Below are 14,878 nucleotides of genomic sequence, written 5' to 3'. Positions count from 1 at the left end.
AAAGCCCCATATTATCCGTTCGCCCTGAGCGAAGTCGAAGGGCTCGGCCGAGCAACGCGAGGCACTTCGCTCCGCTCAGTAGAAGGCTTCGACTTCGCTCAGCCCGAACGGATGTTGAGCATTAGGTGTTAGATTAATTTATGGCCCGCCCGCGTCCCGTCACTTTCGACAAGAAGAAGATCGTCGCCGAAAACCGGCGCGCCCGCTTCGATTATTTTATCGAGGATGTGTTCGAGGCGGGCATCGCCCTGCAAGGCACCGAGGTGAAGGCGCTGCGCGGCGGCGAGGGCAATATCGCCGAAAGCTATGCCGAGGTGAAGGGTAACCAGGTGTTTCTGGTGAACAGCAACATCCCCGAATATAGCCATGGCAACCGCGAAAATCACGAACCCAAGCGGCCCCGCAAGCTGCTGCTGCACGAACGCGAGATCGAAAAAATGCACAGCGCCGTGTCGCGCAAGGGCATGACGCTGGTCCCGCTGATGGTCTATTTCAACAGTCAGGGCCGCGCCAAGATCGAACTGGCGCTGGCCAAGGGCAAGCAGACCCACGACAAGCGCGAGACGATCAAGGACCGCGACTGGAAGCGCGACCAGCAGCGCATCATGCGGGACAAGGGCTGATGGACAATCGCTTCAGCCGCTGGTGGCACGCCAACGCCCCGACCCGCGAGTCGCTGGAGCATAACAAGTTTCTGGCTCCGGTCGCGCATCGGGTGCTGGAACCCTCGCTGTGGCGCTTCACCCGTCGGTCTGTGCCGCGCGGGGTCGCGTTGGGATTGCTGGTCGGCATCTTCCTGCTGATCCCCGGCATCCAGATTGCCGGGGCCGCACTGCTGGCGCTGCCATTCCGCGCGAATATCCCGGTGGCAGCTGCCATGACCTTCCTGTCCAACCCCGCGACGACGCCGCTCATCCTGTGGCTGTCGGTCTATATCGGCAACTGGATGCTGGGCCGCAGCGCCGATGCATCGGGCTTCATGGCGCTGGTCGATGACCATGCCACGATCGGCCAATGGACCGCTTGGCTGGTGTCGGAAGCGGCACCTGCAATGCTCTTGGGGCTGGCGATCATATCAGTGGTGGCGGCGATCGTCGGCTATGTCGTGGCCGACTGGTTCTGGCGCCATCGCATGGGCCGCAAGTGGCAGGCGCGCAAATTGAGGATTGGCAAGGTCCACGAAAGCAGCGCAAGGGAAGAAATCGCGCCGGTCTGAACCGGGGCGATAGGGAACCAATGCTGGTGCAAGGGGAAGGCCGATCATGGCCGCGCGGCTGAACAAGGATGGAGAAGCATGGCTGACGCAGCCATCTTCGCGCCTCGCGCTGCCGCTGTTGCTGCTGGCGGCCGCGCTTTCGGCCGCGCTGGTTTTCTACGCGATCGGTGACGCCGCGCTGGCCGCCGGGTTCGCGGCGACCCTGCTGGTCATTGCCGCACTGATGGCCTGGGCGCGCCGCCTCTACCCGGCGCATGTCGTGGCGGGCGAAGCCACCCCCGACTGGACCGTGGCCCGCGCCGCGGCCGACGCCTCCAGCATGGCGATCGCGGTCACGGATCGGGCCGGGCGGCTAGTCTGCGCCAGCGACCTGTTCGGCCAATGGTTCCCCGGCTACCCCACCCCGCCCGGCGTCACCGGCGAAGCGGCGCTGACCGAGAGCCTGTCGCTGGCCTCGCGTGCCGCCTGGCGCGATGGCGAAGCGCGGGTCGAGGGGGTGGCGCAGGGCGGGCTTCGGCTCGACGTTGATATCGCCCGCACCGGACGCGCGGAGGATTATCTGCTTTGGCGCTTCACGCCGGTCCGCCAGCCGAGCGCCCTGGATGATGTCCATCGGCTGCTGACCGGCGAAGCGGGCCGCCAACTGGGCGAAGCGGGCGTGATGGCGGTGATGATCGGTGGCGAAGGCCGCATCCGCGCCGCCAATGGTGCTTTTCTGCTGCGGGCCGCCGGACGGATCGACGCCAATATCATCGGCCGCGACTTTGCCGCGCATATGCGGGTCGACGACAAGTCGCGGCTGTTCCTGGCGCGCGAGGAACAAGGCGGGCTGCCGCTCCGCTTGCTGCAAGTGCCGCTGAAGCGCGCGATCCAGGCCAATGGCGCGCAGGGTTCGGCGCAGGACGGCCCGATGTTGCTGCTGCTGATCGACGAACCGGCCGGTGGCGGCGGTACGTCGGCGCTGTCCTATATCGAAACTTTGCTCTCGCTGCTGCCCTTCGGCCTCGCCATGGCGGATCGCGACGGACGGGTGCTGTTCGTCAACAATGCCTTTGCGCGGGTCGTCGGCCTCAAGCCCGGCGAAACGCCCAGCTATCCCGGCGATCTGGTGGTGCGGGAGGACCAGGCGGCGGTCGCCGACGCGGTGCGGCGCTTTGCTGTCGGCCCGCAAATGTCGGGCGACATCGCGGTGCGGATGCGCGATCAGCCCGACGAACCTGTGGCGCTCAGCCTCGCGGGCGTGCGCGGCCTGGGCGAAGCGGCAGTGCTGCTCTCCCTCAAGGACAATAGCGAGGAGAGCAAGCTCAAGCGGCAGGTGGCGCAAGCGACCAAGATGCAGGCGATTGGGCAACTGGCGGGCGGCGTCGCCCATGATTTCAATAATATCCTGACCGCGATCATCGGCCATTGCGACCTGATGCTGATGCGCCATGCGCCGGGCGACAGCGATTATGACGATCTTCAGCAGATCAAGTCGAACAGCAACCGGGCGGCGGGCCTGACCCGCCAGTTGCTCGCCTTCTCGCGCCAGCAGACATTGCGGCCGCAAATCCTGCAATTGCCCGACATCGTCGCCGACGTGTCCAACCTCCTGAAGCGCCTGCTTGGCGAAAATGTGAAGCTGGAGGTCAATCATGGCCGCAACCTCGGCGCGGTGCGCGCCGACCCCGGCCAGATGGAGCAGGTGATCGTCAACCTGGCGGTCAACGCCCGCGATGCCATGCCCGAAGGCGGCACCCTCAATATCCAGACCTATGCCGTGCCCGCGATCAAGGTGCGTGAGATGCGGCAGCAAATCTTGCCCGCCGGCGACTATAGCGCGCTGCGCGTGTCGGACACTGGGCTTGGCATCCCGCCCGACATATTGGCCAAGATTTTCGAACCCTTCTTCACCACCAAGGAATTGGGCAAGGGCACCGGCCTTGGCCTGTCCACCGTCTATGGCATCGTCAAGCAGTCTGGCGGCTATATCTTCGCTGAATCGGAAATGGGGCGCGGGGCGAGCTTCGTCATCTATCTGCCGGTCTATGCCGGGGCCGATGCGCAGGAGGTCGCGCCGGTCAAGGCACCGGTCAAGCGCAGCGAGACATGGGGCACCGGCACGATCCTGCTGGTGGAGGACGAAGACATGGTCCGCGCCGTCGCCGAACGCGCGCTGACCCGGCAGGGCTATACCGTGCTGACCGCCAATGACGGCGAACAGGGGCTCGAAGTGCTGGCGAACACCGACAGGATCGACCTGCTCATTTCGGATGTGGTCATGCCCAATATGGATGGCCCGTCGATGGTCGCCCGCGCCCGGCGCGCCCGGCCTGACCTCCCGGTCTTGTTCATGTCCGGCTATGCCGAGGAGCAATTGCGCAAATCGATCGACATCGCCAATGTCGCCTTCCTGCCCAAACCCTTTTCCGTCAGCCAGTTGGCGGAGGCTGCGCGCGACGCGATGGCAGTCAGGTCGCCGATCGATTGAGCTTGCGTTGGATCAGAGCAATTATGCTGGGCAAGCCTGCGGCGATACGGTAGCGGACGAGCATCGCAAACAGGGGACTGCCACGCATGACTGAAGGCAAAAGCATTTTGATCGTCGAAGATGAAGCGATGATCGGGATGATGCTGGAAGATTATCTCGACGCATTGGGCTATCGACTGCATGCGGTCGCGGCGAGCGTCGATGAAGCCTGCGCCTATGCGCGCGACGGTGGTTTCGACGCGGCGCTGGTCGATTGTAATCTTCATGGCGAAAAAAGCTGGCCGGTCGCCGACCTGTTGGCGCAACAGTCGATCCCCTTCGTCTTCGCCACCGGGGGCATGGCCGACGATCTGCCGCCGGTCCATGCCGACCGACCGACATTGGCCAAGCCCTTTACCATCGGCGCGGTCGAACGGGCGCTCGGCAAGATATTCGCCGCCTGATAGGAAATTTCCGTTCTCCTCTTGTTCTGGTAGAACAAAAGAGATACATCATGACCAAGACGCCGACCGAGTCGGCGGCTCCGCTTGACAGGAGATTGGCTCATGACCGCAATGCTATCCCTCATCGATTCCAAGAAGAACGGGACTATGGACAGACAGAAAGCATTGGACGCGGCGCTGGCCCAGATCGACCGCGCCTTTGGCAAGGGCAGCGCGATGAAGCTGGGGTCGCGCGAGAAGCTGGAGATCGAAGCGATCTCGACCGGCTCGCTCGGCCTCGACATCGCGCTTGGCATTGGCGGCCTGCCCAAGGGGCGGATCATCGAGATTTACGGCCCGGAAAGTTCGGGCAAGACGACGCTGGCGCTGCACGCCATCGCCGAAGCGCAGAAGATCGGCGGTACGGCCGCATTTGTTGACGCCGAACATGCGCTTGATCCGGGCTATGCCAAGAAACTGGGCGTCAACATCGACGAACTGATCGTGTCGCAGCCCGATACGGGCGAGCAGGCGCTCGAAATCGTCGATACGCTGGTGCGCTCGAACGCCATCGACATCCTGGTGATCGATTCGGTCGCGGCGCTGGTGCCGCGCGCGGAAATCGAGGGCGAGATGGGCGACAGCCATGTCGGTTTGCAGGCACGCCTGATGAGCCAGGCGCTGCGCAAGCTGACCGGCTCGATCTCGCGGTCCAAATGCATGGTCATCTTCATCAACCAGGTGCGGATGAAGATCGGCGTGATGTACGGCAACCCGGAAACCACGACCGGCGGCAACGCGCTCAAATTCTACGCTTCGGTCCGCCTCGACATTCGTCGCACCGGACAGATCAAGGATCGCGACGATATCGTCGGCAACGCAACCAAGGTAAAGGTGGTCAAGAACAAGGTCGCCCCGCCCTTCAAGCAGGTCGAATTCGACATCATGTATGGCGAAGGCATCTCGAAGATCGGCGAAATTCTCGACCTCGGCGTCAAAGCAGGGATCGTCGAGAAGTCGGGGGCCTGGTTCTCCTACGACTCGATCCGCATCGGCCAGGGCCGCGAAAATTCGAAGACTTTCCTCAAGGGCAATCCCGAACTGGCCGACAAGCTGGAAAAGGCGATCCGCGGCAAGACCGAACAGGTAGCCGAAGCCCTAATGACCGGACCCGAAGCGGATGACGATGACGAATAAGGGCTGACTGCCTTGTCCGGTCGGATCAGCCGGACGAGACAGCCCGGTTCGTGTGCGCTTTCGCTTCACGCACTGAAAAGGCCCGTCCCGTGGTGGGGCGGGCCTTTTACCATGGTCGGCGAGGCGGGTGCGGTCTGCTTTCCGATAGGATCGGCCGGACGCAAGAATATGTCGAAATGTGCGGGAAAAGTGCGAAGTTAAGCGCCCGCCACCATCCCCCTTGCCTTGTGCCTGCGGCTTCGCAATGTTGCTTTTGGAGCATGCGGACCCGGACTCCTTATCCGCGCGTTTGGCGCATATTCCCTGACAGAAAGGCATCCCATGCGCGTCGCGATCGAAGCGATACTGGACTATGATTTCGCCCAGCCAACCGACGTGCTCCTGGCGGTGGAGGCCGCCGCGATGCCCGACCAACGCATCGTCGAACAGTCCCACATCATCCAGAATGCCGGGCCTTTGACCAACAAGGTCGGCGGCAATGGCATTGGCCGCCGCACCTGGACCCGTACCGGCACTGGCCGGATGGTCAGCACGTTCCGCGCGACCGTGGACGTGGAGCGGCCGACCGTCGATCTTGCCACCCTCGACAAAAGCCCGCTTCCCAGCCTGCCCGAAGATGTGCTGCCCTTCATCTGGCCGAGCCGCTATTGCGAAGCCGACCGGTTCGTCAGCTTCGTCTGCGGCCATTTCCCCGACCTGGAGGGCGGCGCCTTGGTGCAGGCGCTGGTCCAATGGGTAAACGAGAATCTGGTCTATGTGTCGGGCAGCTCCGACGCCACCACCACGGCCGCCGACACGTTCGTCGCCCAGCAAGGCGTCTGCCGCGACTTCGCCCACCTGACCGCCGCCCTGATCCGCTCGCGCGACATTCCCGCGCGACTGGTGTCGGTCTATGCCCTCGGCCTTGAGCCACCGGACTTTCACGCCGTGGTCGAAGTCTGGCTCGACGGCGCCTGGCATCTGGTCGATTCGACGGGCCTTGCGCCGGTCGAAACCATGGTCCGCATCGCCGTCGGCCGCGACGCCACCGACATCGCCTTCATGACCATCTTCGGCGGGGGCCAGATGAACGCCCAGTCGATCAGCGTCACGCAGGTCGACGCCGAATAATCGTCCGATGGGGCGGCCCGGTCGCCGCCCCATTCGACTCCAATCATCGCTCCTGCATTGACAGTGACCCCGCTTGCCCCGAAAAAGAACATAAAGGGAACAAGTGGAATGACCGAGTCGATTCACAGTCTCGCCGCGCTCAAGCGGCATATCGCCACGCTGGACCGCGCACCAGCGGCGGAAGCCTCGCCGCGCTTTAGCTGTGGCCCGGCGATGATGGACGCCGCACTGGGCGGCGGACTGGCGCAAGGCCGCGTGCATGAGATTTTCGCCAGCGTCGAAGAGGAAGGCGCCGCCGCTGGCCTCGCCCTGCTCTGGATGCGTCAGGCTGGGCGCGACGCACCCTTATTGTGGCTGCGCAACGCGACGGCGGTGCGGGTGGCGGGTGCGCCTTATGGTCCGGGGCTGGCGGCGCTGGGACTGGACCCGCAACGGTTGCTGATCGGCATGATGGCCGACGACGCCATGCTGCTGCGCGCCGCCGTGGATGCTTTGCGTTGCCCGGCGCTGGGCGCGCTGCTCATCGATCTGCGCGGCCCCGCGCCCTTGCTGGACCTGACCGCGAGCCGTCGATTGGCGCTGGCGGCGGAAACATCGGGCGTGACCGCGCTGCTGCTGCGGATCGGCGGTGATCCGGTGCCCAGTGCCGCCGAAACGCGCTGGCGCGTGGCGGCGGCCCCCTCCGCCCCGCTGTCGGGCCAGGCACCGGGCCAAAGCGCCTTCGATATCACCCTGCTGCGCCGCCGGGCAGGGCCGGACGGAATGACGTGGCGACTATATTGGGACAGCAACAGGGGCGAATTTGGAGACGCGGCAGATGAACGCCATGACGATGACGACATCCGCGACGCGCCGCTATCTGGCGCTGCATTTTCCCTTCCTGGCGCTGGACCGGCTGCGGGTCGCGCGGCCTGACCAATGGGCGGCGGGCGGCAACGGCCCGGCGGTCATCGTCGAACCGGTGCGCGGGGCGATCCGGCTCGCGAGTGTCGATGCCGACGGGTTGGCCATCGGCTTGCTGCCGGCCATGACCCTGGCCGACGCGAGCGCCCGCGAACCGGACCTGCGCGTGTTCGATGCCCAGCCGCATGCCGATCAGGATTGGCTCGAACGGCTGTGCGATGGCTGCGGGCGCTACACCCCCAATGCTGCGCTCGACGGTCCCGATGGGCTGATGCTCGATATTAGCGGCTGCGATCATCTCTGGGGCGGGGAAGAAGCGCTGGCGCGCGACGCGGCCGACCGGCTGGAGCGCTATGGCATGCGCGTGCGCCATGCGATCGCCGCCAGTCCCGAAGCGGCCCACGCGCTCGCCCGCTTTCCCGTGCCCCCCGCACCCGACGAAGCGGCGACGATCCGCCGCTTGCCGGTAGAGGCGTTGCGGCTGGAGGAGGAAAGCGCAGTGGCGCTGCGCCGGGCGGGCCTGCGGACGGTGGGCGATCTTGCGGCTCGTCCCGCCGCGACGCTGGCGGCGCGCTTCGGCGCGGAAGCGGTCGATGCGCTCCATGCGCTGTTGGGACTGGGGCATCGCCCGCTCGCGCCCCGCCGCGCCCGCCCCGCCATCCGCATCGACCGCCGCTTTGCCGAACCGATCGGCAGCACCGCCTATGCGCTCAAGCGGCTGGAGGAGATGGCCGCCGAAGCTGGCGAGCAACTGGCCGAACGCGGGCAGGGGGGACGTCGGTTCGAAGCGACCTTCTTCCGCAGCGATGGCCTCGCCTTCCCGCTGCGCGTCGAAACCGGCCTGCCCGTGCGCGATGCCCCGTCCATCCTGCGGCTGATGCGCGAGCGGATCGACTCCCTGTCCGATCCCATAGATCCCGGCTTCGGCTTCGACATGCTGCGCCTGACCGTGCCGCTGGCCGAGCCGATGGCCGCGACCCAATTGGCGCTCGAAGGGGGCGAAGCGCGCAAGGGCGAAAGCGTGGCGGCGCTGGTCGATCGGCTGTCGATCCGGGCCGGGCGCGGACGCATCCAGCGCCTGGTGCCGCGCGACAGCCACATTCCCGAACAAGCGCAACTGGCCTTGCCCGCCGCCGAAGTGCGCGCGCCCGCCGACTGGGGACCGGTCGGCGAACCGGGCGACCCGCCGCTGCGCCCCATTCATTTGTTCGATCCGCCCCAGTCCATCGACGTGGTCGCGGGCGTGCCCGATGGTCCGCCGCACCGCTTCCGCTGGCGGCGCGCGCTGCATGACGTGGTCCGCTTCGAAGGCCCCGAACGGATCGCGCCCGAATGGTGGCGTGCGAAGGATGGCGCGATCGAGGGGGACAGTATCGGCAAGACGCGCGACTATTACCGCGTCGAGGATGCGCGCGGCCGCCGCTACTGGCTGTTCCGCCACGGCCTCTATGGCGCGGAGACGCCTGACCCCGGCTGGTATCTCCACGGCCTGTTCGCATGAGCAGCCGCCGCAAAGGACCGGACCCAGCCAAACCCAAATCGGCCGACCGGCGCGAGCTGGACCAGTTGGCGGCAAAGCGTACGGCTGGAAGGCGAGTGGAGGAGCATCGGCCTCTGGACAAGGGGGGACCAGATTTCGCCGAACTGGTGGCGATGAGCCATTATAGTTTCCTGCATGGCGCATCGCATCCGGCCGACCTGGTCGGACAGGCGATCCATCTCCGCCTCAAGGCGATCGGTATTGCCGACAGGAACAGCGTGGCCGGTGTCGTTCGCGCGTATGTCGCGCTGCGTGAGGCACCGGACAAGGCACGCGCCGGGCTGTTGAAAGCGCGGGAGGAGAAGGGCGAATCCGCCCTACTGACACCACAGGAAGAAGCAGCGTGTGAAACCGATCTGCGGCTGATCGTTGGCGCGCGGCTGGTGTTCGTCGATGGCACGCCGGACATCATCGCCTATCCGACGACCCGCCTGGGATGGGGGCGGCTGACCCGATTGCTGACCAAGGGGAATATCCGGGCAGTCAAGGGCGACTGCATCCTGCGGTTCAGCGATTTGCTCGCGCATCTTGAAGATATGCTGTTGATCGTCCTGCCCTTTTCTACCGGGCAGGCGCAACAGGCCCATCGCACACCCCCGGCCTATGCCACCGAGGATGAAGAAGAGGAGGCACCGTCCGGGCATTTACGCCTGGTGCCGCCTTCTTCCCCACCGACATGGCAACAGGTAGCGCAACGATTGCAGGAAAAGGCACCCGGCCGCGTCTGGCTTGGTCTGTCCATGCGCTACGAAGGCCGCGATGCCCGTCATATGGCGATGATGCAAGCTGCCGCCAGTGACGTGGGCGTGCCGCTGATCGCGACGAACGACATACTCTATGCCGCCGAAACCGCGCGTCCCGTGCAGGATGTCCTGACCTGCATCAGGACGGGTACGACCCTCAGAACGGCGGGGCGCCTATTGCACGCCAATGCCGAACGGTTTCTGAAACCGCCTGCGGAAATGGCGCGGCTCTTTGCCGCCTGCCCCGATGCCATAGCCGAAACGATCCGGTTCATCGCCCGCATCGATTTCAAGCTCAGCGACCTTCAATATGAATATCCGCACGAGCCGGTTCCTCCCGGCTGGTCATCGGACGATTGGTTGGAGGACATGGTGCGGCGGCGAGCGAAACGGCATTATGGCCGGGCGTTGCCGCAAAAAGTCAGGGCGTTGATCGGCCAGGAACTGCGGCTGATCCGCATCCAGAAATATGCTTATTATTTCCTGACTGTCCATGACCTGGTCCGGTTCGCCCGCACCCGAAATCCGCCCATATTATGCCAGGGACGGGGATCGGCGGCCAATTCCATCGTCTGCTTCCTGCTGGGCGTCACATCGGTCGATCCGATGAAGCATGACCTGCTCTTTTCCCGCTTCGTGTCGGAAGAGCGCGACGAGCCGCCCGACATCGACGTCGATTTCGAACATGAGCGGCGCGAGGAAGTGATGCAATATATCTATCGCCGCTATGGCCGCGAGCGGGCGGGCATCGCTGCGACCGTCATCCATTATCGGTCCCGCAGCGCGCTGCGCGAAGTGGCCAAGGTGCTGGGCCTCAGCGAAGATGTGGCGATGCGCTTGTCGGCGACGATATGGGGCAGCCATTCCGGTGATCTGGGCGAAGCGCGGATTATCGACGCTGGCTTCGCCCTCGACAATCCGGAGGTCGTGCGGCTACGGGGACTGGTCGAGCAACTGATAAAGGCACCTTTCCCACGCCATCTGTCGCAGCATGTCGGCGGTTTCGTGCTGACGCAGAATCGGTTGGACGAAACCGTGCCGATCCACAATGCCGCCATGCCCGACCGCAGTTTCATCGAGTGGGACAAGGATGACATTGATGCGCTGGGTTTGATGAAGGTCGATGTGCTGGCGCTTGGGATGCTCAGTTGCATCCGCAAGGCTTATGAATTGATGCGCTGTCACGGGCTGGGGGATCACGACCTGACGGTCGATATCAATTCCGATGATGCATCCGTTTACGATATGCTGTGCAAGGGCGACAGCGTCGGCGTATTTCAGGTGGAGAGCCGCGCCCAGATCAACATGCTGCCCCGCCTACGCCCCCGCAATCTTTACGATCTGACGGTTCAGGTCGCGATCGTGCGGCCTGGACCGATCGAAGGAGATATGGTCCACCCCTATCTGCGGCGGCGCTGTGGGGAAGAGGAGCCGGAATTTCCGCATCCCGCGCCACCGCATAATCCCCACGAATTGAGAACATTGCTTGGGGCCACCTATGGCGTGCCTCTGTTTCAGGAGCAGGCGATGAAGCTGGCCATCGTCGCCGCGGGCTTCACCCCGTCGGAGGCGAACCAGCTACGCCGCGCCATGGCGACCTTCCGCAATGTCGGCACCATCCACCATTTCCGCGAAAAGCTGGTCAAGGGCATGACCGCGCGCGGCTATCAGGCTGATTTTGCCGAACGCTGCTTCAAGCAGATCGAAGGCTTTGGCAGCTACGGTTTCCCCGAAAGCCACGCGCTTTCCTTTGCCCGGCTGGTCTATGTGTCGGCCTGGCTCAAATGCCATCAGCCCGCGGTCTTTGCCTGCGCGCTCCTCAATTCTCAGCCGATGGGCTTCTACGCCCCCGCGCAACTGGTGCGGGATGCGCGCGCCCATGGCGTGACCGTGCACGGTGTCGATGTGAATGCCAGCCAATGGGACAATGGGCTGGAGCCGATCGACCGGGCGCGCCGGACGGATCGGGGGGAGGGGACGGGGAAAGCCCTGGCGCTGCGGCTGGGGTTGCGGCAAGTCGATGGGTTTCGCGAAAGCTGGGCGGCGCAGATGGTGGCGGCGCGGGCCGACGCCCCCTTTACCAGCATTGAGGATCTGGCGCGCCGGGCGGGCCTGCCTGCACGCGCGCTCCGCCTGCTCGCCGACGCCGATGCCTGCCGCTCGCTGGGGCAGGACCGGCGCGCCGCCTTGTGGGAGGCGCGGCGCACGCCGTCCGACGAACTGCCGCTCTTCGCTGCGGCGCGACGACAGGACCGGGCGGCGCGGGAACTGGGCGAGGAACCAGACGCCATGCTGCCCGCCATGCCGCTCGCCGAGCAGGTGGCGACCGATTATCAGGTGACGCGCCTGTCCTTGAAAGGCCATCCGATGCAGTTTCTGCGCCCGGCCTTCGCCGCCGAGGGCGTGCTGACTTGCGCGCAGGCGAGCGCGGCCAAAAATGGCGCACGGGTGCAGGTGGCGGGCGTGGTGCTGGTGCGGCAACGGCCGGGCAAGGGCAATGCCGTCTTCATCACGATCGAGGATGAAACCGGCGTCGCCAATATCCTGCTGTGGGCACGGCTGTTCGAGATGCAGCGGCTCGCGGTGATGGCATCCCGGCTGATGCTGGTGGAGGGCGAAATCCAGCGCAGCAAGGAAGGCGTCGTCCACCTGATGGCTGTTCGCGTGCATGACCGCAGCGACGCGCTGGGCCGCCTGACCCACAGCAGCGACGGCACCGGCAGCCCCCCACCGCGCAGCGCCACCCACCCGCGCCAGGTACGGATATTGCCCGGCTCGCGCGACTTTCATTGAGGGGAGATCGTGGCACAACAAAAAAGGGGCCGCGCACCGCGCAGCCCCTCCATTTACGACCTGATGCCGGATCAGAAGGCGTAGCGCGCCATGATCTGGAACACAGGGCCGGCCTTTTCGCTTTCCAGCTCATATTCGTCGAAGTTGCGATCGATCTGGTCGGCCAGATTGTCGAACTTGTTGAATTTCTCGGCCTTGGCACCGTTCAGCAGGTTGGAACCGACCGCGCGGATGGTGAAGGTCTTGCCGAAGCGCTTTTCGACGAAGATTTCGAGGTCCGCGCCATAGGTGGTGGTTACTTCCTCGGCGATCACTCGGCCAAAGGCGCTACCCTGTTTGCGATAGGTCGCACCGAACGCTGCGCCTGCTTGCGGCAGATCCTGGATGAAGCCGAAATTATAGACATATTTCGACTGATCGTTGAACCGCCGTTCGCCCAGCGCATCGGTGATCTTGCTGTCGAGCAGAGAGAGATTGCCGAAGATGCCGGTGTTGGGTAGGCCGATGAAGCCAAGATCCGACGACAGGTCAAACTCCACGCCCCACACCTTGCCGTCGCCGACATTCATCGGCTGGTACACGAACGTGCCTTCGCCTTCGGAGCCTTCTTCGCCGGTATTGGTCAGTTCGATCAGATCCTTGACGTCGCGATAGAAGAAATTGACGCCGAAAATGCCGCCCGTTCCCATGCGATGTTCATAACCGATGTCGAAGCCCCATGCGGTCTCCGGGCCAAGCTGCGGATTGCCGAGCAGGTCGCTGTCACCCACTTCCTCTTCCAGAACTGCCGGGGTCAGATAGTTGAATTCGGGGCGACGCAGCGTGCGCGCGACCGACCCGATGATGCGGTCATTACTGGTCAGCGAATATTTGAACGACGCCGATGGCAGGAAAGCATCATAGCTGCTTTCCTGGTCAGCGATCGCCGCCGCGACCGTATAGTCGGTGATACGGACCTTGGTATTTTCATAGCGCAGGCCCGCTTCCCACTTCAGGCTGCCGCTGTCACCCTCAATCAAGGCAAAGGCATCGCGACGCTTTTCCTTGATGCGGTTATCGCCGCCGTCGATCGCTTCCACATCGTCAAAGGCGGTGGCCAGATCGGTCGGGTTCTGGCTGAACTGGTCCCAGGTGAAGCTGCCAGTGCCTTCCTGCTCAGATTCGAAAATGCCACTGCGGCGATTCTTGTCCTGATAGAAGCCGCCGAATACGAATTTCATGCTGTCGTTGAGCGGAACCTCATGCTCCAGCTTGGCTGAAAATTCGCTGTCCTTGATGTCCGTCTGCGTCAGCGTCCCTTCAAATTCTGGATCGTCCCCTTCGTCCACGTCGAAGCCGATCTCATATTCGGTTTCGGCCCGGTCCTCGATGAACTTGGCATAGCTCAAACGCAGCGACGTCTTACCCGCCGCCCATTCATGGCTCAGCTTGCCGTCGATCGAGAAATTCTCCTGATCGATCTTCGAGACATTGGCGTTGTCGCTCAGCAGATTGCCGACGGGAACCGGGCCATTGACGGCGGTCGGATCGTCATATTCAAAGCTGCGCTCGGTCTCGGTCCGGTCGGTCTTCACATAAAAGCCATTGAGCTTGAACGTCGTGTCGCCTGCGTCGATCTGATAGCTGCCGTTGAAGCTGTAATCCTTGCCGTCGCGGGTGTCGCTCTGGTCCTCGCGATTGTCGAAATCGTCGGTCACATAGTCGGCGTTATTTTCGGGCGAATCGCCGTAGCGCAGGCTCTTCTTCTGCTTGGGATTATGACGGCCCTGCAGGTTCGCGCCCAGCAGCAGACGGCCGGGACCAACCTGACCGCCCCAGACCAGGCCCAGGCTCGGTTCGATTTCCTTGTCGTCATAATAGAGGCCGCCTGCACGGACATAACCGCCATTCAGTTCATAGCCGTCACGCAGATTGATGTTGAGCGAGCCCGCAACCGCATCACCCGTGCGACGCGCGGAGGAAGAGCGGACGATCTCGACGCTGGAGATCAGTTCGGCGGGGATACGGTCGAGGAAGAAGCTCCGGTCGGCGCTGCCGCCGGGGACGCGCTCACCATTGATCAGGATCTGGGTATAGCCGGGCGGCAGGCCGCGCAGACGCGGCGCGTCGCTTTCGATGACGTCCGACAGAAAGGTGACGGAGGGCACGCGCTTGAGCGCATCGCCAGCGGTCAGCGGCTCGAAACGCTGAAAATAGTCGGTGCCATATTTCAGCACGGGTTCGGGGGTGTCGGTGCGGTCGCGATAGCCAATTCCGGCGATGACGACGATGTCGGCCGCCTGGGTAATCGGCCCGTCCGTCTTGGCGATCTCGTCGGCGGCAGCAGGTGCCTGTGCCTGCGCGGAAACGGAAAACAGCGCAATCGATGCGCAACCAAACAACAGCCACTTACTCGCGACCATATCTGCCCCCTATTGAGAATAGTTTAATTGACCAGTGGGCCGTGTCTTGTATCTAGCCCGTCGAATTGGGCCGCTAGGAGGT

General features: G+C 64.0%; 10 protein-coding genes. 9 read left to right on the top strand and 1 reads right to left on the bottom strand.

What is annotated here, in order from left to right; genetic code table 11:
* The first annotated feature begins 140 nt into the window (after positions 1-140).
* The 9 genes from smpB (at position 141) to ACZ2HM_RS11220 (ending at position 12,394) form a co-directional block, all read left to right on the top strand.
* Positions 141-623, top strand: coding sequence for an SsrA-binding protein SmpB (gene smpB, locus ACZ2HM_RS11260; protein ID WP_037477634.1), 483 nt, complete (start codon positions 141-143; stop codon positions 621-623).
* Complete coding sequence (locus tag ACZ2HM_RS11255; protein WP_470425244.1) at positions 623-1,216, top strand: DUF2062 domain-containing protein; 594 nt, start codon at positions 623-625, stop codon at positions 1,214-1,216. The genes smpB and ACZ2HM_RS11255 overlap by 1 nt, the downstream gene beginning before the upstream one ends.
* 46 nt (positions 1,217-1,262) lie before the next feature.
* On the top strand, positions 1,263-3,686 hold the full coding sequence (locus ACZ2HM_RS11250; protein WP_096061653.1) for a response regulator: 2,424 nt from the start codon (positions 1,263-1,265) through the stop codon (positions 3,684-3,686).
* Positions 3,687-3,772: 86 nt separating this feature from the next.
* Positions 3,773-4,129 (top strand): response regulator, encoded by a 357-nt coding sequence (locus ACZ2HM_RS11245; protein ID WP_069065430.1) that lies wholly within the window; start codon positions 3,773-3,775, stop codon positions 4,127-4,129.
* A gap of 102 nt (positions 4,130-4,231) precedes the next feature.
* Positions 4,232-5,305 (top strand): recombinase RecA, encoded by a 1,074-nt coding sequence (gene recA, locus ACZ2HM_RS11240; RefSeq protein ID WP_037477628.1) that lies wholly within the window; start codon positions 4,232-4,234, stop codon positions 5,303-5,305.
* A gap of 321 nt (positions 5,306-5,626) precedes the next feature.
* On the top strand, positions 5,627-6,415 hold the full coding sequence (locus ACZ2HM_RS11235; protein ID WP_037477626.1) for a transglutaminase-like domain-containing protein: 789 nt from the start codon (positions 5,627-5,629) through the stop codon (positions 6,413-6,415).
* A 108-nt stretch (positions 6,416-6,523) separates the two neighbouring features.
* A complete protein-coding gene (locus ACZ2HM_RS11230; RefSeq protein ID WP_037477624.1) occupies positions 6,524-7,330 on the top strand; it encodes an ImuA family protein in 807 nt (268 codons plus the stop codon).
* On the top strand, positions 7,242-8,819 hold the full coding sequence (locus ACZ2HM_RS11225; RefSeq protein WP_470426847.1) for a Y-family DNA polymerase: 1,578 nt from the start codon (positions 7,242-7,244) through the stop codon (positions 8,817-8,819). The genes ACZ2HM_RS11230 and ACZ2HM_RS11225 overlap by 89 nt, the downstream gene beginning before the upstream one ends.
* Complete coding sequence (locus tag ACZ2HM_RS11220; RefSeq protein ID WP_470425243.1) at positions 8,816-12,394, top strand: error-prone DNA polymerase; 3,579 nt, start codon at positions 8,816-8,818, stop codon at positions 12,392-12,394. The genes ACZ2HM_RS11225 and ACZ2HM_RS11220 overlap by 4 nt, the downstream gene beginning before the upstream one ends.
* Positions 12,395-12,465: 71 nt before the next feature.
* On the opposite strand, the gene ACZ2HM_RS11215 is transcribed toward ACZ2HM_RS11220, so the two are convergent.
* Complete coding sequence (locus ACZ2HM_RS11215) at positions 12,466-14,796, bottom strand: TonB-dependent receptor plug domain-containing protein (protein WP_052027528.1); 2,331 nt, start codon at positions 14,794-14,796, stop codon at positions 12,466-12,468.
* Positions 14,797-14,878 lie beyond the last annotated feature (82 nt).

It is taken from the genome of Sphingobium sp. KKT206, assembly GCF_055640555.1.
Note: the sequence above shows the minus strand (reverse complement) of the source record. Positions and strands in the feature narration are given on the sequence as shown.

Bases quoted from the DNA above. Each gene is read 5' to 3' on its own strand.
- recA (WP_037477628.1), top strand. From the start codon at position 4,232: ATGACCGCAATGCTATCCCTCATCGATTCCAAGAAGAACGGGACTATG.
- ACZ2HM_RS11235 (WP_037477626.1), top strand. From the start codon at position 5,627: ATGCGCGTCGCGATCGAAGCGATACTGGACTATGATTTCGCCCAGCCA.
- ACZ2HM_RS11230 (WP_037477624.1), top strand. From the start codon at position 6,524: ATGACCGAGTCGATTCACAGTCTCGCCGCGCTCAAGCGGCATATCGCC.
- smpB (WP_037477634.1), top strand. From the start codon at position 141: ATGGCCCGCCCGCGTCCCGTCACTTTCGACAAGAAGAAGATCGTCGCC.
- ACZ2HM_RS11245 (WP_069065430.1), top strand. From the start codon at position 3,773: ATGACTGAAGGCAAAAGCATTTTGATCGTCGAAGATGAAGCGATGATC.
- ACZ2HM_RS11225 (WP_470426847.1), top strand. From the start codon at position 7,242: ATGACGATGACGACATCCGCGACGCGCCGCTATCTGGCGCTGCATTTT.
- ACZ2HM_RS11250 (WP_096061653.1), top strand. From the start codon at position 1,263: ATGGCCGCGCGGCTGAACAAGGATGGAGAAGCATGGCTGACGCAGCCA.
- ACZ2HM_RS11255 (WP_470425244.1), top strand. From the start codon at position 623: ATGGACAATCGCTTCAGCCGCTGGTGGCACGCCAACGCCCCGACCCGC.
- ACZ2HM_RS11215 (WP_052027528.1), bottom strand. From the start codon at position 14,796: ATGGTCGCGAGTAAGTGGCTGTTGTTTGGTTGCGCATCGATTGCGCTG.
- ACZ2HM_RS11220 (WP_470425243.1), top strand. From the start codon at position 8,816: ATGAGCAGCCGCCGCAAAGGACCGGACCCAGCCAAACCCAAATCGGCC.